This window comes from Pseudomonas frigoris (assembly GCF_047758635.1).
Taxonomy (GTDB): domain Bacteria; phylum Pseudomonadota; class Gammaproteobacteria; order Pseudomonadales; family Pseudomonadaceae; genus Aquipseudomonas; species Aquipseudomonas frigoris.
On record NZ_CP180479.1, the window covers coordinates 6509055 to 6528005 of the forward strand.

Here is an 18951-nt window from a genome sequence, read left to right on the forward strand (position 1 = left end):
ACCGGACCCACAATAACGAACTGCCGAGGAACCTGAGATGAAACGACTGATCAGCAGCTGTGTTCTTGCACTCAGCGGTACCGCTTTCCTGAGCGCCAGCGTCATGGCGGCCGAACCTGCTTCATGCCAGAACGTGCGCATGGGCGTTGTGAACTGGACCGACGTGATCGCCACCAGCGCCATGACCCAAGTCCTGCTCGATGGCCTCGGCTACAACACCAAACAAACCAGCGCTTCCCAGCAAATCATCTTCGCCGGGATCCGCGATCAGCGCCTGGACTTGTTCCTGGGCTACTGGAACCCGCTGATGACCCAGACCATCACGCCGTTCGTCGATGGCAAGCAGGTCAAAGTGCTTGAAGCGCCAAGCCTGAAAGATGCCCGCGCGACCCTCGCCGTACCGACTTACCTCGCCGACAAGGGCCTGAAAACCTTCGCCGACATCGCCAAGTTCGAGAAAGAGCTGGGCGGCAAGATCTACGGCATCGAACCAGGTTCGGGAGCCAACACCCAGATCAAGGCGATGATTGCCAAGAACCAGTTTGGCCTCGGCAAGTTCCAGTTGGTCGAGTCCAGCGAAGCCGGCATGCTCGCGGCGGTGGATCGCGCCGTGCGCCGCAACGAGGCCGTGGTGTTCTTCGGCTGGGCGCCGCATCCGATGAACGTCAACGTGAAGATGACGTACCTCACCGGCAGCGACGACGCTCTGGGCCCGAACGAAGGCATGGCCACGGTCTGGACCGTCACCGCGCCGAAATACGCCGAGCAATGCCCGAACATCGGTCGCTTGCTGAGCAACCTGAAGTACACCGCCGAAGACGAGAGCCGGATGATGCAGCCGCTGCTGGATCACAAGGACGCTTTCGAGTCGGCCAAGCAATGGCTGAAAGATCACCCGCAAGACAAGCAACGCTGGCTCGAAGGCGTGACCACCTTCGATGGCAAACCCGCTGCTGAAAACCTGCAACTGACCACCAAATAAACCCGATTGAACCACCGACTCGCAGCCCGACCGGGCTGCGAACGGAATCATCACGCCTGCAAGGAACCCGCCTCATGAACCACGACGTCATCATCACCTGCGCACTCACCGGTGCTGGCGACACGACCAGCAAGAGCCCACACGTGCCGGTCACCCCGAAACAAATCGCCGCGGCCGCCGTGGAAGCCGCCAAGGCCGGCGCCACCGTAGTCCACTGCCACGTTCGTAACCCCGAAACCGGAAAATTCAGCCGTGATGTAACGCTGTATCGCGAAGTGATGGAGCGCATCCGCGAGGCGGACGTCGACATTATCGTCAACCTCACCGCCGGTATGGGCGGCGACCTGGAAATCGGCGCTGGCGAGAACCCGATGGAGTTCGGCCCGAACACCGACCTGGTCGGCCCGCTGACCCGTCTGGCCCACGTTGAAGAACTGCTGCCGGAAATCTGCACCCTCGATTGCGGCACCCTGAACTTCGGCGACGGCGACACTATTTACGTGTCCACCCCAGCCCAGCTGCGCGCTGGTGCCAAACGCATTCAAGAGCTGGGCGTGAAGGCCGAGCTGGAAATCTTCGATACCGGTCACCTGTGGTTCGCCAAGCAGATGATCAAGGAAGGGTTGCTCGACGACCCGTTGTTCCAACTGTGCCTGGGCATCCCATGGGGCGCGCCGGCCGACACCACCACCATGAAGGCCATGGTCGACAACCTGCCTGCCAATGCGGTCTGGGCCGGTTTCGGCATCGGTCGCATGCAAATGCCGATGGCTGCGCAAGCGGTGCTGCTTGGCGGCAACGTGCGGGTCGGCCTGGAAGACAACATCTGGCTGGACAAGGGCGTACTGGCGACCAACGGCCAACTGGTCGAACGCGCCTCGGAAATCCTCAGCCGTCTCGGCGCCCGTGTTCTGACGCCGGCGGAAGGCCGGGCAAAAATGGGCCTGACCAAGCGCGGTTAACTGCTAACAACTCTTTCCAACTGTGGGAGCGGGCTTGCTCGCGAAGAGGCCGTTACATCCGACATCTCTGTCGACTGACACTCCGCTTTCGCGAGCAAGCCCGCTCCCACATTGGATCACCGAATTTTTTAGGACGTCGCCATGAGCTTTATCACTGATATCAAAACCTTCGCCGCCCTGGGCAGCGGTGTCATCGGCAGCGGTTGGGTGTCTCGCGCCCTCGCCCACGGCCTCGACGTGGTGGCCTGGGACCCGGCGCCCGGTGCCGAAGCCGCGCTGCGCAAACGCGTCGCCAATGCCTGGGGTGCTTTGGAGAAACAGGGCCTTGCGCCGGGTGCATCGCAGGATCGGCTGCGCTTTGTCGCAACCATTGAAGAATGCGTTCGCGACGCGGATTTCATTCAGGAAAGCGCCCCTGAGCGTCTGGACCTGAAACTGGAACTACACGCCAAAATCAGCGCAGCGGCCAAACCCAATGCCTTGATCGGTTCCAGTACTTCCGGCCTGTTGCCGAGCGAGTTCTACGAGAGTTCGACGCACCCGGAACGCTGCGTCGTCGGGCACCCGTTCAACCCGGTTTATCTGCTGCCGCTGGTGGAAGTGGTTGGCGGCAAAAACACCGCCCCGCAAGCCGTTCAAGCGGCAATGAAAGTCTATGAATCCCTGGGCATGCGTCCGCTGCATGTGCGCAAGGAAGTACCCGGTTTTATCGCCGACCGCTTGCTCGAAGCGCTGTGGCGTGAGGCGCTGCACCTGGTCAACGACGGTGTGGCGACCACCGGTGAAATCGATGATGCGATCCGCTTTGGTGCGGGTCTGCGCTGGTCATTCATGGGCACGTTCTTGACCTACACCCTGGCGGGTGGCGATGCGGGCATGCGGCACTTCATGGCGCAATTCGGGCCGGCGTTGCAGTTGCCATGGACGTATCTGCCGGCGCCGGAGCTGACGGACAAGTTGATCGATGATGTAGTGGATGGCACCAGTGATCAGTTGGGCACACACAGCATTTCAGCGCTGGAGCGCTATCGTGATGATTGCTTGCTGGCGGTGCTGGAGGCGGTGAAGACCACCAAAGAGAAGCATGGGATGGCGTTTAGCGAATAACCCTCAGCTATGGGCCAGCAAGGCTGGCCCCTTCGCGAGCAAGTCGAATCGTCGCACCGCCGCTCCCACAGTTGATTTGAGGTGTGAATACAATCTATGTCACCCAGCAAATCCCCTGTGGGAGCGGGCTTGCTCGCGAAGACGGCAGCCCAGTCACCACACATCCTGGATCACTCATCATGCCCACCCTCACCACCTACCAAACCAAAATCATCCCCGACTGGGTCGACTACAACGGCCACCTGCGCGATGCCTTCTATCTGCTCATCTTCAGCTACGCCACCGACGCGCTGATGGATCGCTTAGGGCTCGACAGCAACAACCGCGAAGCCAGCGGCAACTCGCTGTTCACCCTCGAACTGCACCTCAATTACCTGCACGAAGTGAAGCTCGACGCCGACGTCGAAGTGCACACCCAAATCATCGGCCACGACCAAAAACGCCTGCACCTCTATCACAGCCTGCATTTGGTGGGTGATGACAAGGAGCTGGCGGGCAACGAGCAAATGCTGCTGCACGTCGACCTCGCCGGGCCGCGCTCCGCACCGTTCAGCGAAGACACCTTGAGCAAGTTGCAAGCCATCGTCGTCGAGCAATCCGACCTGCCCGCCCCCGCCTACATCGGCCGAGTGATCGCGTTACCCCCTAAAAAATAACAAGGAGATCGCCATTGAACACCGCCGCCGCTTTTGCCGACTTCCGCACCTACCCGTTGATCAGCGCGTTGACCGCCGTACACACCCTGGCGGAGCGAATTCAAGTGAAGTGGGCCGATGACCGTGTCAGCCCGTTTCATCATCAGTGGCTGCGGGACAACTGTCCGTGCCCGCTGTGCGTCTACACCGTGACCCGCGAGCAAGTGCTGGAAATCGTCGACGTCGCGGAAAACCTGAAGCCCTCGGACGTCAGCATTGATGCCGAAGGCTGCCTGCGTGTCGACTGGCAGGACGGCCATCTCAGCCGCTTCGATCCTGGCTGGTTACGGGCCCACGCCTACGATGACGAGTCCCGCGCCGAACGCCGGGCTGCCAAGCCAAAAAGCCAGCTCTGGAACAGCAACCTGAAGCTGCCAGTGTTCGAATACCAGTCGTTGATGAACGACAACGATGCCCTGCTGCAATGGCTGCTGGCCGTGCGCGATACCGGCCTGACCCAGGTCCGCGGTGTGCCCACCGAGCCGGGCTCGTTGAAGTTGATTGCCCAGCGGATTTCCTTCATCCGCGAGAGCAATTTTGGCGTGCTGTTCAACGTGCAATCCAAGGCCGATGCCGACAGCAATGCCTACACCGCGTTCAACCTGCCGCTGCACAGCGACCTGCCGACCCGGGAGCTGCAACCGGGGCTGCAATTCCTGCATTGCCTGGTGAATGACGCCGACGGTGGCGAGAGTATTTTCGTTGACGGTTTTGCCATTGCCGAAGCCTTGCGACAGGAAGATCCCGAGGCGTTTAAAAGCCTGTGCGAAATCCCCGTGGAGTTCCGTAATAAAGACCGCCACAGCGACTACCGCCGTCTCGCGCCGATCATCGCGCTGGATGCCTTGGGGCAGGTTTCGGAAATCCGCACGGCGAATTTTCTGCGCGGTCCGTTCGATGCGTCGGTCGAGCAGATGCCCGCTCTCTATCACGCCTACCGCCGCTTTATTGCGATGACCCGGGAAACGCGATTCCGCGTGATGACTCGGTTGAACCCCGGCGAAATGTGGTGTTTCGACAACCGCCGCACCCTCCACGCCCGCAACGCCTTCGACCCCGCCACCGGTGCCCGGCATTTTCAGGGTTGTTATGTCGACCGTGATGAATTGTTGTCGCGCATCCTCGTATTGCAGCGTTAAACCGCGTCATCGTTCATCGAGAGCAAGCTCGCTCCCACAGGGATATGCGATCCCATGTGGGAGCGAGCTTGCTCGCGATGACGCCAGTCCATACACCTCATATCTCCCTGATTCACAGGCAAAAAAAACCCCGATCAAGCCGTGACAGGATCGGGGCAGAGGTGGGTACTGTTGAGGAGCCGTTGCGCGAGGGTGACCAAACCTTCGTGAAGCCAGCTGATCCCAGTGTGCCCACTCTCCTCCTGTGCAAGTTAGCCGAAAACGACCTGTTCATAGGTATTGCGGCCATTGCGACAAATCGTCCTTGCCGCCACTCCGTACCCCTACGAGAATCGAGCCACGACACCGTTCCCTGAAGAAGGATTGCGTCATGATGCACGCCGATTTGATAGACCAGGAAGACCTGTTGGGCCAGCTCAAGGCGTTGGGATTTGCAGTGCCCCCTGGCGCAACCGCTGAGCAGGCCTGCGAATGCGCGGTACGGGGCTTGAACAACGAACGGGCAATGGAACTGCGGACCATGGTCAAGCAGATGTACACCAGCAGCGCGACCATTCTGCCGGCCGTGCGCCAGGCCATCGACAGGCAATTGCTGCCCGCGTTGGCGGAGTATCAGCAGAGCCGTAGCGCCTGATAAACCGCTTTCGCGAGCAAGCCCGCTCCCACATTTGACCGTATTTCCCCTGAGAGACTCGGTCGAATGTGGGAGCGGGCTTGCTCGCGAAGGGAGCGCCTCGGTCTAGAGCCTTACGCTGGCGAACGTCGACTCATTGCGCGCCTGACTCAACGCCGACAACGGCCCGGACAACGGCGACAGCACCAGTGCTTGCGGCAGCGGCATCATCGCCACTTGTTGCGTGGTGTTGGAACCTACGCGTTCGTCACGCGGCGGAATGCCGAAGTATTCGCGGTAGCACTTGGAGAAGTGCGGCGTAGACACGAAGCCACACACCGACGCCACTTCGATGATCGACATCGGCGTTTGCTTGAGCAGCTGCCGGGCGCGAATCAAGCGCAGTTTCAGGTAGTAACGCGACGGCGAGCAGTGCAGGTATTTCTGGAACAGCCGCTCCAGCTGACGACGCGACACGGCGACATAAACTGCCAGCTCGTCGAGGTCGATCGGCTCTTCGAGGTTGGCCTCCATCAGCGCCACAATTTCCTGCAACTTCGGCTGGTTGGTGCCGAGCATGTGCTTGAGCGGCACACGCTGGTGATCCTGCTCGTTGCGGATGCGCTCGTAGACGAACATTTCCGAGATCGCGGCCGACAGCTCACGACCGTGATCGCGGCTGATCAGGTGCAGCATCATGTCCAGCGGCGCGGTGCCACCGGAGCTGGTGAAACGGTTGCGGTCGAGGGTGAACAACCGGGTGCTCATGGCCACACGCGGAAATGCTTCCTGCATAGCGGCCAGGCATTCCCAGTGCACGCTGCAATCGAAACCGTCCAGCAAACCGGCGCAGGCCAGGGCCCAGCTACCGGTGCAGACCGCGCCCAGACGCTTGGACTGACGCGCCTGGCTTTGCAGCCACGAAACGTGTTCACGGGTAACAGTGCGCTGGATGCCGATACCGCCACAGACAATGATGGTGTCCATGGGAGGCGCTTTGTGCATGGAGGCGTCGGGGGTGATCTGCAGACCGTCACTGGCCCAGACCTGACCGCCGTCGACGGTAAGCGTGCTCCAGCGATACAGCTCGCGACCGGACAATTGGTTGGCCATGCGCAGGGGTTCTACTGCGGAGGCCAGAGAAATAAGCGTGAAATTGTCCAGCAGCAAAAAGCCGATGGATTGAGGCGCACGGTTCTGGGGTTGGGCCCCGGAGTTGAACGTCGTCATCGCGGTATCTCCTCACACAAAGCGGGTGATGGCCTCAGGCGGAGGCTCTTGTTATTGCCATCGTTCTCGCGTGGGAGACGGGCTTTGTAATGACAGAGCAAATGCCATGCCTAAAGTTGAATGGCCGTTCAATAACTCCTGAAAACGACGTCGCGATGTGTCTAGATGTGACGCGCGGGGAGTGGGGGTGATAAGTGCCATTATCGGCGGGAGGCGCTCTGCCCCGTTGGGCGTGAGCAAATCGGTAGCACTTGTGGGAACAGGGCTACAGCGACCTGGTGAAGAGTGTCACCACAAGCACAGGTGACAGGCGGTAATGGCCAACTTGGATCCCGGATCTCGGGCAAGTCGCTTATCTGTAAGCGACGCGCCAAAACGTGGCGCGTTTTGATTCCGGTGTTCACTTAGCGCGCAGTTTTGACTGGTCTGGCGCCTTCGCGAGCAAGCTCGCTCCCACAGTTGACCGAGTTCTCTCAGGGTAATGCGGTCGAATGTGGGAGCGGGCTTGCTCGCGAAGCAGGCAACTCGGTATTACTGACTCAGCACTCAACCGCGCTAACCGCCAACCCACCCCGCGATGTCTCTTTATATTTGTCATGCATGTCCGCACCAGTATCACGCATGGTGCGGATCACCCGATCCAGCGAGATAAAGTGCTGACCGTCGCCACGCAGCGCCATCTGCGCTGCGTTGATGGCTTTCACCGCGGCAATCGCATTGCGCTCGATGCACGGCACTTGCACCAACCCGCCCACCGGGTCGCAGGTCAGGCCGAGGTTGTGTTCCAGGCCGATTTCCGCCGCGTTACACAGCTGCTCCGGTGTGGCACCCAGAATCTCCGCCAGCCCGGCCGCCGCCATGGCGCAGGCCGAACCGACCTCGCCCTGGCAGCCGACTTCGGCACCGGAAATCGAAGCGTTCTTCTTGCACAGAATCCCTACCGCCGCCGCACTGAGGAAATAGTCGACTACGTTGGCGTCAGTCACCACCTCGCTGAACTTCATAAAGTAGTGCAGCACCGCCGGAATGATCCCCGCAGCACCATTGGTCGGTGCCGTGACCATGCGCCCGCCAGCGGCGTTTTCTTCATTGACCGCCAGGGCGAACAGGTTGACCCACTCCATGGCGCTCAAGGTCGAGCCGATCACATTGGGCTTGTTCAGTTCTTGCAGGCTGCGGTGCAGTTTGGCCGCGCGACGACGCACATTCAGGCCACCGGGCAAGATACCTTCGTGCTTGAGACCTTGTTCGACGCAATCCTGCATGGCCCGCCAAAGCTTCATCAGGCCGGCGCGGATTTCCTCTTCGCTGCGCCAGACCTTCTCGTTGGCCATCATCAATTCGGCGACGCGCAAGTTGTGCTGCTTACAGAGGCTGAGCAGCTCGGCGGCACTGGAAAAATCGTACGGCAACACCGTGCGGTCCAGGTCCACCACACCGCTGGAGGCTTGTGCTTCATCGACGACAAAACCGCCGCCGATGGAATAGTAGGTGTCGCGATGCAGCTCGCCGTCATCACCGTCGACGATCAGCGTCATGGCGTTGGGGTGGAACGGCAGGTTCTCGTCGATCAGGCGCATGTCCCGGGCCCAGTTGAACGGGACTGACAAACGACCGTCGAGCAACAGCGTGTGGGTTTCGCGCAGGGTTTCGATGCGAATGCCGATTTGCGATGGATCGATCGCGTCCGGCCACTCGCCCATCAGGCCCATGATCACTGCGTTGTCGCTGCCGTGACCGATGCCGGTGGCCGACAACGAACCATAAAGCTGAACTTCGACGCGCCTTACTTGTTCCAAAAGACCCTGCTCACGCAAACCTTGCACGAACAACGCGGCGGCCCGCATAGGCCCCACGGTGTGCGAACTGGAAGGGCCGATGCCGATTTTGAACAGGTCGAAAACACTGATAGCCATTACTGCCGAACTCCTGGATGTGCCTACTCCAGACGCAAAAGCGCCCAGTGACGGAGCTGCTACGCTCAAGCTGCAATCCGCCGAGATGGCCGCATCATCAGCCTTTTGTCATGTCGTTCGACGTCTCACACCGACGCACTCATGCCCACCAACGCCGCGGGCCTTTGACGCTGCGTTTTCGCCGTTTTTTTGCGGATCAGAGGGGCAAAGAGGGCTGAAAAAAGCTGTAAACGACGTCACCGACACTGGATGCGACCATCCCTGTACTGGTTACGACGCCCCCTGTAGGCGTCAGATTTTCACTGGTACATGATCGTATCGACTCGATTGCAAGGCGCCGTGGTAGAGCTGTCTCCAAAACGCCATCCAACCGCAACCTATAAGTGCGGTGGTCCAGTCGGAACACTGCCAAAAAAAACACCAAGGAGTCCATCCATGAAAGGTTCCCCGTCGTTGTTGTTGGCCGCCATGCTGAGTCTGCCGCTTCTGGCTCACGCCGCAGAACCGGCTCAATGCAGCACCGTAAACTTCTCCGATGTCGGCTGGACCGACATCACCGCAACGACCGCCACCACCAGCGTCGTCCTCGACGCCCTCGGCTACAAGACCAAAACCACGATGATTTCCGTACCGGTGACCTACAAGTCCCTGGCCGACGGCAAGAACATGGACGTATTCCTGGGTAACTGGATGCCGACCATGGAAAACGACATCAAGGCTTATCGCGATGCCGGCACCGTGGACGTCGTGCGCACCAACCTCACAGGCGCCAAGTACACCCTCGCCGTACCTCAAGCGCTGTATGACAAAGGTCTTCACGACTTCGCCGACATTCCGAAATTCAAGAAAGAACTCGACGGCAAGATCTACGGCATCGAACCGGGTAACGATGGCAACCGTCTGATTCAGAGTATGATCGACAAGAACGCCTTCGGCTTGAAAGACGCCGGATTCAAGATCGTCGAGTCCAGCGAAGCGGGCATGCTGTCGCAAGTCGACCGCGCCCAGAAACGCGATACCGCCGTGGTGTTCCTCGGCTGGGCGCCGCACCCGATGAACAAGCGCTTCAAGATCCAATATCTCACTGGTGGTGACGATTACTTCGGCCCCGACTTCGGTGCCGCCACCGTGGCGACCAACACTCGCAAGGGTTATGCCCAGGAATGCAGCAACGTTGGCCAGTTGCTGAAAAACCTGGAATTCACCGTCGACATGGAAAGCTCGCTGATGGGCAACATCCTGGACGACAAAATGAAGCCTGACGCGGCCGCCAAGGCCTGGCTGAAAAAGAATCCACAGGTCCTCGATACCTGGCTCGCTGGCGTGACCACCATTGACGGTAAACCAGGCCTGGAGGCCGTGAAAGCCAAGCTCGCGCAGTAATCGCTTACGCCGGGCGAGTTCGCTCGCCCGGGCTGTTTATTTCCTTGCATGCGGACGTTCACTACCATGCTGATTGATCAGAAAATACCTTTAGGCCAGTACATCGCGGGCTTCGTTGAATGGTTGACGCAACACGGCGCCAGCACCTTCGACGCAATCGCCGTGTCACTGGAAACGATGATCCACGGCGTGACTTTTGCGCTGACCTGGTTCAACCCGCTGGCATTGATCGGCCTCATCGCGCTACTGGCACACTTTATTCAACGAAAATGGGGACTGACCGTTTTTGTCATCGCCTCCTTCCTGCTGATCCTCAATCTGGGGTACTGGCAGGAAACCATGGAAACCCTTGCCCAGGTGTTGTTCGCCACCCTGGTCTGCGTGGTCATCGGCGTGCCGTTGGGCATCGTCGCCGCGCACAAACCGATGTTCTATACACTGATGCGTCCGGTGCTCGATCTGATGCAGACCGTACCGACCTTCGTGTACCTCATTCCTACCCTGACCCTCTTCGGTCTGGGTGTGGTCCCGGGCTTGATTTCGACGGTAGTGTTCGCGATTGCCGCGCCTATCCGCCTGACCTACCTGGGCATTCGCGATGTTCCGCAGGAACTGATGGACGCCGGCAAAGCCTTCGGCTGCTCGCGCCGTCAACTGCTTTCACGGATTGAACTGCCCCACGCCATGCCAAGCATCGCGGCCGGTATTACCCAGTGCATCATGCTGTCGCTGTCGATGGTGGTGATCGCGGCACTGGTGGGCGCCGACGGCCTGGGCAAACCCGTGGTCAACGCACTGAACACTGCTGATATCGCCCTGGGCTTCGAAGCCGGCCTGGCGATCGTACTGCTGGCGATCATGCTCGACCGTATCTGCAAACAACCCGAAGCCAAAGTAGGGGGTGACGCATGAGCATTATTCGCTTCGAAGACGTCGACGTAATCTTCTCCAAAGACCCGCGCGAGGCCTTGAAACTCCTCGACCAGGGCATGACACGCGACCAGATCCTGAAAAAGACCGGGCAGATTGTTGGCGTTGAAAAGGCCAGCCTGGACGTCGAAAAGGGTGAAATCTGTGTACTGATGGGCCTGTCCGGCTCCGGCAAGTCCAGCTTGCTGCGCTGCATCAACGGCCTCAACACCGTCAGCCGCGGCAAGTTGTTCGTCGAGCACGAAGGCAAGCAGATCGACATCGCGTCCTGCACCCCGGCGGAACTGAAAATGATGCGCACCAAGCGCATTGCGATGGTGTTCCAGAAGTTCGCCCTGATGCCTTGGCTGACCGTTCGCGAGAACATCAGCTTTGGTCTGGAAATGCAGGGTCGTCCGGAGAAGGAACGCCGCAAACTGGTGGACGAGAAGCTTGAGCTGGTGGGCCTGACCCAGTGGCGCAACAAGAAGCCGGACGAGCTCTCCGGTGGTATGCAGCAACGTGTGGGCCTGGCCCGCGCGCTGGCGATGGACGCCGACATTCTGCTGATGGACGAACCGTTCTCGGCCCTCGACCCGCTGATCCGCCAAGGCCTGCAAGACGAACTGCTGGAACTGCAAAGCAAGCTGAACAAAACCATCGTGTTCGTGAGCCATGACCTCGATGAAGCACTGAAGCTCGGCAGCCGTATCGCAATCATGAAAGACGGCCGCATTGTTCAGTACAGCGTGCCGGAAGAGATCGTGTTGAACCCTGCGGACGATTACGTGCGGACCTTCGTGGCCCACACCAACCCGCTGAACGTACTGTGCGGTCGCAGCCTGATGCGCACCCTCGACAACTGCAAACGCATCAACGGTTCGGTATGCCTGGATCCGGGCGGCGATTCGTGGCTGGACCTGGCGGAAGGCAACACCATCAAGGGCGCTCGTCAGAACGGCGCGAGCCTGGATCTGCAGAACTGGGTGCCGGGTCAAGCGGTTGAAGGGTTGGGTCGTCGGCCAACGGTAGTGGATTCGAACATCGGCATGCGCGAAGCGCTGCAGATTCGATATCAGACGGGCAACAAACTGGTGCTGCACGACAACAATAAGGTGGTCGGGATTCTCGGTGACAGTGAGCTGTATCACGCACTGCTCGGCAAGAACCTGGGTTAAGGCAACACACACAAAAACGCCGCGAGAGGATCGCGGCGTTTTTGTTTATCGGGACATCGGGTAATACGGCGTCGAAGCTGATGGCCCCTTCGCGGGCAAGCCCGCTCCCACATTGGATTTGTGAACGACTCAGATCAAATGTGGGAGCGGGCTTGCTCGCGAAGAACACGACGCGGTGCTTCAGATCGAAACACCGCGTCCTATCAAGTTTTAGCTATAGACCCGGCCAAGGAGCTGCCGATGGCTTTCAAACTGATCGAGCACATCACGGGTAATCTGATCCGAAGTGAAGCCCATCAAGTCGTAGTCCTGGCTGCCGTTGTGCAGGTACACCTCGGCGCGGTAGTAACGTGCGCGGGGCTCATCAGCACTTTCAGCCGAAACCATGTCGCTCGCCGCTGCCAGATAGCCGTCCAGGCTCACTTCGTAGACAAAAGGGTTGCCCTCTTCCATCTCGATCCGCACGCCCATGCAGCGTTTCGACTTGCCCAGCAACGTCTGCACATCCAGACCCTGAGCACGCAATTGCACAGCTGCATCTTCCAGCGCCGGGCTGACTTGCTTGTCCATGAAACGCTGAACAATCGACTGATTCGGCTGCAAGTCCAGCTGCGTCAAACGCTCGCTGAAACCACGACGACCGCGCGCAGCCAGCTCCGCTTGCTCCTGTTCGATCTGCACGTCCTGGCGCATGGCCTTGTGCAGGCCAAACATGAAGAACACCAGCACCACCGAGAACGGCAGACCGGCGAGCACCACCATGGTTTGCATGGCTTCGAAGTTACCGGCGAACAGCAGGCCGATGGTCACCAGCGTGATCACCGCCGACCAGAAGATCCGCAGCCAGTGCGGGGCGTCTTCGTCGACGTTACCGCCCTTGCAGGAAAGGTTGGCCATCATCACCGCGCCGGAATCCGCCGGGGTCAGGAACAGCACGAAACCGACAAAGATCGACACGCCGATCACAATCTTCGACGCCGGGTAATGCTCCAGCAACTGGTAAATCGCCATCGACGGCTGTTCCAGCGCCGTCTTTCCGAGCTCCACCGCACCATGGTTCATCACCAGGTCCAGGGCCGAGTTACCGAAAATCGACAACCACGCCAAGGTGAAGCCCAGCGGGATCAGCAGCACGCCGGCCACCAGTTCACGCACCGTGCGACCACGGGAAATACGCGCGATGAACATGCCGACGAATGGGGCCCAGGAAATCCACCAGGCCCAATAGAACACGGTCCACAGACCCAACCAGCGGTCGGACTTCTCACTGTCGCCTTCGTACACATAGAGGTCGAAAGTCTTCAGCACCACGCCGTTCAGGTAGTCGCCAATGTTTTGCACGAAGCCGTTAAGCAGGTGCAGGGTCGGGCCGAACAACAGCACGAAAATCAGCAGACCGCTGAACAGCACGATGTTCAGGTTGGACAGACGGCGGATGCCGTTTTCCACGCCGGACACGGCAGCGATAGTCGCCACGGTGCTCATCACGATGATCACGATCAGCAGATTGGTATTGCTGTGTTCCATGCCGAACAGGTTTTCAAGCCCGGACGACACTTGCAGCGAACCAATCCCCAGGTTGGTCACCAGCCCCAGCAGGGTCACGAACATGCCGAAGCCGTCCACCGCGTGACCGGCCGCGCCTTTGACCCAACGCTCGCCCACCAGCGGATACAGCGCCGAACGCAACGCCAGCGGCTGGTTATGACGGTAAGCAAAGTACGCCACGGCCAGGCCGACCAATGCGTAGATCGCCCAGCCATGCAGGCCCCAGTGCAGGAACGTCAGCTGAACGGCCTGACGTGCAGCGAGGTTGCTGGCGGCCACGCCTTCTGGCGGGTTGAAGTAGTGGTCCAGCGGCTCGGAAGCACCGAAGTACAACAGCGAGATGCCGATACCCGACGAGAACAGCATCCCCGCCCAGGCGCCGTAGCTGAAGTCCGGGGTGTCGTCCTTGCTGCCCAGTTTGAGCTTGCCGTAGGACGAAAACGCCAGGCCGACCACGAAGACCAGGTAAGCGGCGATCACCACCATGTAGTACCAGCCGAAGCTGCGGGACAACCAGGCCTGGGCAATACCGAGCAATCTGCCCGCCTCTTGCGGGGCGATGATCAGAATGGCGGTCAACAACAGGATCAACGCGGTAGAGGTGTAGAACACCCAACCGTTGACCGTCACCTTCTCGGGTGGGGTCTTTATAAGAGAGGCAGAACTCATGGCACAGATGCTCCAGGCAGTGCGAGAGAAGAACACAAGGCAACGCGTTACCCGACCAATCGCTTAGTTGGCAGCCGACCAGCGGGTGATATAAAGACACCCCGAAAAAAGCCCGAAGCCCGGGAGCGCCAGTGCGCGTGGGTTTCGAGCGTTTTCGGATGTCGTTTTTCCGCCAACTACATGTAGGAAAAACCTGTAGGCAGCGACGAATTGTCGCAGATCTTATTCTTTGTTGATTGAACGTTCAATCAAAACAAAATAGACTGGCCTTCAATCCGATAGACGTTTTACGTCCGCCGGAAGGCCTAAGGAGATGTGCAAGATGCCCAAGGTCGGTATGCAACCCATCCGTCGCCAGCAGTTGATCGAAGCCACATTGCAGGCGGTAGATCAGGTCGGAATGGGGGACGCCAGCATTGCGCTGATCGCCCGTTTGGCCGGTGTCTCGAATGGCATCATCAGTCATTACTTTCAGGACAAGAACGGCCTGATCGCTGCCACGGCGCAGTATCTGATGAGCGTCCTCAGCGAGAACGTCACCGCGCGCCGTCAGGCGCTGGAGGACAGCAGCCCGCGGGCCCACCTCCAGGTGATTATCGAAGGCAACTTCGACGCCAGCCAGGTCAATGGCCCGGCAATGAAAACCTGGCTGGCCTTTTGGGCCACCAGCATGCACCACCCGTCTTTGCACAGGTTGCAGCGAATCAACGATCACCGTCTGTATTCCAACCTGTGCTGCCAGTTCCGCCGTGTATTGCCGCTCGATACCGCGCGCAGTGCAGCCCGGGGCCTGGCAGCCCTCATTGACGGTTTGTGGTTGCGCGGCGCGTTGTCGGGAGATGCTTTCGACACCGAGCAGGCGCACCAGATCGCTTACGAATACATGGATTTCCAACTGGCCAAGCAGGTGAGTTAGAGCACACAGAACCGCTCAGCACCTGAACCGCCACTGACCAGCGTTGCCCAAGCTATAAGGCACGCCCAGTGGTTACCGCCAACCAACTTATGCTCTTGCGAGGACTATATGGCCCGTTTCGAACTGCAAAAACTCTACATCGATGGCGGCTACAGTGACGCCAGCAGCGACGCCACTTTCGAAGCCATCAACCCGGCTAACGGTGAAGTCCTCGCAACCGTACAACGTGCGACCCAGTCAGACGTTGAGCGCGCCGTCGTCAGCGCCGAAAAGGGCCAGAAAATCTGGGCTGCGATGACCGCCATGGAGCGTTCGCGCATCCTGCGTCGTGCCGTCGACATCCTGCGCGAGCGCAACGATGAACTGGCTGCTCTGGAAACCCTGGACACCGGTAAGTCGTTCTCCGAAACCAAGTACGTCGACATCGTCACCGGCGCTGACGTGCTGGAGTACTACGCAGGTCTGGTGCCGGCCATCGAAGGCGAGCAGATCCCGCTGCGCACCACGTCGTTCGTCTACACCCGTCGCGAGCCGCTGGGCGTCGTGGCCGGTATCGGCGCGTGGAACTACCCGATCCAGATCGCCCTGTGGAAATCCGCCCCTGCCCTGGCGGCCGGTAACGCGATGATCTTCAAGCCAAGCGAAGTTACTTCCCTGACCACGCTGAAACTGGCCGAGATCTACACCGAAGCCGGCGTTCCGGCTGGCGTGTTCAACGTGCTGACCGGCAGCGGCCGTGAAGTCGGCACTTGGTTGACCGAGCACCCACGCATCGAAAAAATCTCCTTCACCGGCGGCACCGACACCGGCAAGAAGGTAATGGCCAGCGCTTCCGCTTCGTCGCTGAAAGACGTGACCATGGAACTGGGCGGCAAATCCCCGCTGATCATCTTCGACGACGCCGACCTCGATCGCGCCGCCAACACCGCCATGATGGCCAACTTCTACAGCTCCGGCCAGGTCTGCACCAACGGCACTCGCGTGTTCGTGCCGAGCCACCTGAAAGCCGCGTTCGAAGCCAAGATCGTTGAGCGCGTTGCCCGCATCCGCGTTGGCAACCCGGAAGACGAGAACACCAACTTCGGCCCGCTGGTCAGCTTCGCCCACATGGAAAGTGTGCTGGGTTACATCGCCAAAGGTAAGGAAGAAGGCGCTCGCGTGCTGTGCGGCGGCAGCCGTCTGACCGAAGGCGAATTCGCCAAAGGCGCGTTCGTGGCACCGACCGTGTTCACCGACTGCACCGACGAGATGACCATCGTTCGCGAAGAAATCTTCGGCCCGGTGATGAGCATCCTGACCTACGAAACCGAAGAAGAAGTGATCCGTCGTGCCAACGACACCGACTTCGGCCTGGCGGCTGGCGTCGTCACCAAGGACCTGAACCGCGCTCACCGCGTGATTCATCAACTGGAAGCCGGTATCTGCTGGATCAACGCCTGGGGCGAGTCCGACGCCAAGATGCCGGTTGGCGGCTACAAGCAGTCGGGCGTGGGCCGTGAAAACGGCATCAGCTCGCTGAACAACTTCACACGCATCAAATCGGTACAGGTCGAACTGGGCGATTACGCCTCGGTTTTCTAAGCCCCGGCTGAATACCCGGTAGCAGCTGTCGAGGCACGAGGCTGCGTTGCGTGTCCGCAGGACCGCCCTCAGAGGGTCGCTGCGCGACCCAACGCAGCCTCGTGCCTCGGCAGCTGCTACAGGCGACCTGACCAACTTCAAAGAGGGTGCATTCAATGTCCCAAGAATTCGATTACATCATCATCGGTGCCGGCTCGGCCGGTAACACCCTGGCGACCCGTCTGACTGAAGACGAAGGCGTCACCGTCCTGCTGCTCGAAGCAGGCGGCCCGGACTACCGTTTAGACTTCCGCACGCAAATGCCGGCCGCTTTGGCGTTCCCGCTGCAAGGTCGTCGCTACAACTGGGGCTACGAAACCGATCCTGAACCACACATGGACGGTCGCCGGATGGAATGCGGTCGCGGCAAGGGCCTGGGTGGTTCCTCGCTGATCAACGGCATGTGCTACATCCGCGGCAACGCGATGGACTACGACAACTGGGCCAAACTGCCAGGTCTTGAAGACTGGGACTACCTGAACTGCCTGCCGTATTTCCGCAAGGCTGAAACCCGTGACATCGGCGCGAACGACTACCACGGTGGCGAAGGTCCGGTCAGCGTGACCACGCCGAAAGCCGGCAACAACCCGCTGTTCCACGCGATGGTTGAAGCCGGCGTGCAAGCCGGTTACCCGCGCACCGAAGACCTCAACGGTTACCAGCAAGAAGGCTTCGGCCCGATGGACCGCACCGTGACGCCGAACGGCCGTCGCGCCAGCACCGCTCGCGGTTACCTGGACATCGCCAAGAAGCGCTCGACCCTGACCATCGTCACCCACGCCCTGACCGACAAGATTCTGTTCGAAGGCAAGCGTGCGGTCGGCGTGCGTTACTTGATCGGCGCCGCTGAAGAGCGCGTTGAAGCCCGCGCCCGCAAAGAAGTGCTGCTGTGCTCCGGCGCCATCGCTTCGCCGCAGATTCTGCAGCGTTCCGGCGTCGGCCCGGCCGAGCTGCTGAAAAAACTCGACATCCCGGTGGTCCACGACCTGCCGGGCGTGGGTGAAAACCTGCAGGATCACCTCGAGCTGTACCTGCAATACGCCTGCACCCAACCGGTCTCGCTGTACCCGTCGCTGCTCTGGTACAACCAGCCGGCCATCGGTGCCGAGTGGCTGTTCAACGGCACCGGCATCGGCGCCAGCAACCAGTTCGAAGCCGGCGGTTTCATCCGTACCCGTCCGGAATTCGATTGGCCGAACATCCAGTACCACTTCCTGCCGGTCGCGATTAACTACAACGGCAGCAACGGTGTGAAAGAGCACGGTTTCCAGGCGCACATGGGCTCCATGCGTTCGCCGAGCCGTGGTCGCATCCAGGCCAAGTCCAAGGATCCGCGCGAGTACCCGAGCATCCTGTTCAACTACATGGCCACCGAGCAGGACTGGCAGGAATTCCGCGACGGCATCCGCCTGACCCGTGAAATCATGCAACAGCCTGCGCTGGACGCTTTCCGTGGCCGCGAAATCAGCCCGGGCATCGACGTGCAATCTGATGAGCAGCTCGACAAGTTCATTCGCGAACACGCCGAAACCGCGTTCCACCCGTCCTGCTCGTGCAAGATGGGCACAGACGAAATGGCGGTAGTTGACGCTGAAGGTCGTGTGCACGGCATGCAGAGCCTGCGTGTGGTCGATGCCTCGATCATGCCGATCATCACCACCGGCAACCTGAACGCGCCGACGATCATGATCGCCGAGAAAATCGCCGACAAGATCCGTGGCCGCAAGCCATTGCCGCGTAGTAAGGCCGCCTACTTCGTGGCCGGCGATGCGCCGGTGCGTGGCAAGCCGTTGCGGGATGTGAGTCCTACCGCGCAGTAAGACAGTTACACCGCGGTGCGCCCTTCGCGAGCAAGCCCGCTTCCACAGGAGATCTCCAGTGAACACAAAATTTGTGAACACCCGAGATCAAATGTGGGAGCGGGCTTGCTCGCGAAGAGGCCCGGCCAGACACCACATCTCCCTCTGACCCACCTCGGGTAATCTTTTCCTACACCTCTCCAAGCTTGATCCTACCCCCCGCACCGGCCTAATCTAGCGCCACGCAAACGTTTCACCCCCTCGCAACATCGATACACCGCCACT

At 60.0% G+C, this 18951-nt stretch carries 15 protein-coding genes; 12 read left to right on the forward strand and 3 right to left on the reverse strand.

What is annotated here, in order from left to right:
* Nucleotides 1-37: 37 nt before the first annotated feature.
* The 6 genes from choX to ACMXYH_RS30090 all read left to right on the forward strand — a co-directional run bounded on the left by choX (nt 38) and on the right by ACMXYH_RS30090 (nt 5519).
* A complete protein-coding gene (gene choX / locus ACMXYH_RS30065; RefSeq protein WP_129440490.1) occupies nt 38-982 on the forward strand; it encodes a choline ABC transporter substrate-binding protein in 945 nt (314 codons plus the stop codon).
* Nucleotides 983-1056: 74 nt separating this feature from the next.
* Entirely contained in the window at nt 1057-1944 is an 888-nt protein-coding gene (locus ACMXYH_RS30070) for a 3-keto-5-aminohexanoate cleavage protein (RefSeq protein WP_415765789.1), read from the forward strand.
* Between the two features lie 141 nt (nt 1945-2085).
* Complete coding sequence (locus tag ACMXYH_RS30075; RefSeq protein WP_134420574.1) at nt 2086-3051, forward strand: L-carnitine dehydrogenase; 966 nt, start codon at nt 2086-2088, stop codon at nt 3049-3051.
* A 179-nt stretch (nt 3052-3230) separates the two neighbouring features.
* Nucleotides 3231-3707, forward strand: coding sequence for a thioesterase family protein (locus tag ACMXYH_RS30080; RefSeq protein ID WP_415765790.1), 477 nt, complete (start codon nt 3231-3233; stop codon nt 3705-3707).
* 14 nt (nt 3708-3721) lie between these two features.
* Nucleotides 3722-4885 carry a gamma-butyrobetaine dioxygenase gene (locus ACMXYH_RS30085; RefSeq protein WP_415765791.1) on the forward strand — a complete coding sequence of 388 codons (1164 nt, stop codon included), beginning with the start codon at nt 3722-3724 and terminating at the stop codon, nt 4883-4885.
* Between the two features lie 370 nt (nt 4886-5255).
* Entirely contained in the window at nt 5256-5519 is a 264-nt protein-coding gene (locus ACMXYH_RS30090) for a hypothetical protein (RefSeq protein WP_129440480.1), read from the forward strand.
* Between the two features lie 105 nt (nt 5520-5624).
* Here the strand turns inward: ACMXYH_RS30090 and ACMXYH_RS30095 are convergent, their stop codons facing one another.
* Together ACMXYH_RS30095 and ACMXYH_RS30100 are read right to left on the reverse strand one after the other, a co-directional pair.
* Nucleotides 5625-6728 carry a GlxA family transcriptional regulator gene (locus ACMXYH_RS30095; protein ID WP_129440478.1) on the reverse strand — a complete coding sequence of 368 codons (1104 nt, stop codon included), beginning with the start codon at nt 6726-6728 and terminating at the stop codon, nt 5625-5627.
* A gap of 539 nt (nt 6729-7267) precedes the next feature.
* Nucleotides 7268-8644, reverse strand: coding sequence for an L-serine ammonia-lyase (locus tag ACMXYH_RS30100; RefSeq protein ID WP_415765792.1), 1377 nt, complete (start codon nt 8642-8644; stop codon nt 7268-7270).
* A 435-nt stretch (nt 8645-9079) separates the two neighbouring features.
* Here ACMXYH_RS30100 and ACMXYH_RS30105 point away from each other — a divergent pair, with 435 nt between their 5' ends.
* The 3 genes from ACMXYH_RS30105 (at nt 9080) to choV (ending at nt 12114) form a co-directional block, all read left to right on the forward strand.
* On the forward strand, nt 9080-10027 hold the full coding sequence (locus tag ACMXYH_RS30105; protein ID WP_129440474.1) for a choline ABC transporter substrate-binding protein: 948 nt from the start codon (nt 9080-9082) through the stop codon (nt 10025-10027).
* Between the two features lie 66 nt (nt 10028-10093).
* Nucleotides 10094-10939: a choline ABC transporter permease subunit gene (gene choW, locus ACMXYH_RS30110; RefSeq protein WP_129440472.1), complete on the forward strand. Its 846-nt coding sequence runs from the start codon at nt 10094-10096 to the stop codon at nt 10937-10939.
* A complete protein-coding gene (gene choV, locus ACMXYH_RS30115; protein WP_129440470.1) occupies nt 10936-12114 on the forward strand; it encodes a choline ABC transporter ATP-binding protein in 1179 nt (392 codons plus the stop codon). The genes choW and choV overlap by 4 nt, the downstream gene beginning before the upstream one ends.
* 210 nt (nt 12115-12324) lie before the next feature.
* Here the strand turns inward: choV and ACMXYH_RS30120 are convergent, their stop codons facing one another.
* Entirely contained in the window at nt 12325-14274 is a 1950-nt protein-coding gene (locus ACMXYH_RS30120; RefSeq protein WP_256661576.1) for a BCCT family transporter, read from the reverse strand.
* Nucleotides 14275-14653: 379 nt separating this feature from the next.
* Between ACMXYH_RS30120 and betI the strand changes: the two genes are divergently transcribed.
* The 3 genes from betI (at nt 14654) to betA (ending at nt 18687) form a co-directional block, all read left to right on the forward strand.
* Nucleotides 14654-15247 (forward strand): transcriptional regulator BetI, encoded by a 594-nt coding sequence (gene betI / locus ACMXYH_RS30125; protein WP_129440466.1) that lies wholly within the window; start codon nt 14654-14656, stop codon nt 15245-15247.
* Between the two features lie 108 nt (nt 15248-15355).
* On the forward strand, nt 15356-16828 hold the full coding sequence (gene betB / locus ACMXYH_RS30130) for a betaine-aldehyde dehydrogenase (protein WP_415765793.1): 1473 nt from the start codon (nt 15356-15358) through the stop codon (nt 16826-16828).
* Nucleotides 16829-16983: 155 nt separating this feature from the next.
* Complete coding sequence (gene betA, locus ACMXYH_RS30135) at nt 16984-18687, forward strand: choline dehydrogenase (RefSeq protein WP_415765794.1); 1704 nt, start codon at nt 16984-16986, stop codon at nt 18685-18687.
* Nucleotides 18688-18951: the final 264 nt, after the last annotated feature.

Bases quoted from the DNA above. Each gene is read 5' to 3' on its own strand.
- choX (WP_129440490.1), top strand. From the start codon at position 38: ATGAAACGACTGATCAGCAGCTGTGTTCTTGCACTCAGCGGTACCGCT.
- ACMXYH_RS30070 (WP_415765789.1), top strand. From the start codon at position 1,057: ATGAACCACGACGTCATCATCACCTGCGCACTCACCGGTGCTGGCGAC.
- ACMXYH_RS30075 (WP_134420574.1), top strand. From the start codon at position 2,086: ATGAGCTTTATCACTGATATCAAAACCTTCGCCGCCCTGGGCAGCGGT.
- ACMXYH_RS30080 (WP_415765790.1), top strand. From the start codon at position 3,231: ATGCCCACCCTCACCACCTACCAAACCAAAATCATCCCCGACTGGGTC.
- ACMXYH_RS30090 (WP_129440480.1), top strand. From the start codon at position 5,256: ATGATGCACGCCGATTTGATAGACCAGGAAGACCTGTTGGGCCAGCTC.
- ACMXYH_RS30095 (WP_129440478.1), bottom strand. From the start codon at position 6,728: ATGACGACGTTCAACTCCGGGGCCCAACCCCAGAACCGTGCGCCTCAA.
- ACMXYH_RS30100 (WP_415765792.1), bottom strand. From the start codon at position 8,644: ATGGCTATCAGTGTTTTCGACCTGTTCAAAATCGGCATCGGCCCTTCC.
- ACMXYH_RS30105 (WP_129440474.1), top strand. From the start codon at position 9,080: ATGAAAGGTTCCCCGTCGTTGTTGTTGGCCGCCATGCTGAGTCTGCCG.
- choW (WP_129440472.1), top strand. From the start codon at position 10,094: ATGCTGATTGATCAGAAAATACCTTTAGGCCAGTACATCGCGGGCTTC.
- choV (WP_129440470.1), top strand. From the start codon at position 10,936: ATGAGCATTATTCGCTTCGAAGACGTCGACGTAATCTTCTCCAAAGAC.
- betI (WP_129440466.1), top strand. From the start codon at position 14,654: ATGCCCAAGGTCGGTATGCAACCCATCCGTCGCCAGCAGTTGATCGAA.
- betB (WP_415765793.1), top strand. From the start codon at position 15,356: ATGGCCCGTTTCGAACTGCAAAAACTCTACATCGATGGCGGCTACAGT.
- betA (WP_415765794.1), top strand. From the start codon at position 16,984: ATGTCCCAAGAATTCGATTACATCATCATCGGTGCCGGCTCGGCCGGT.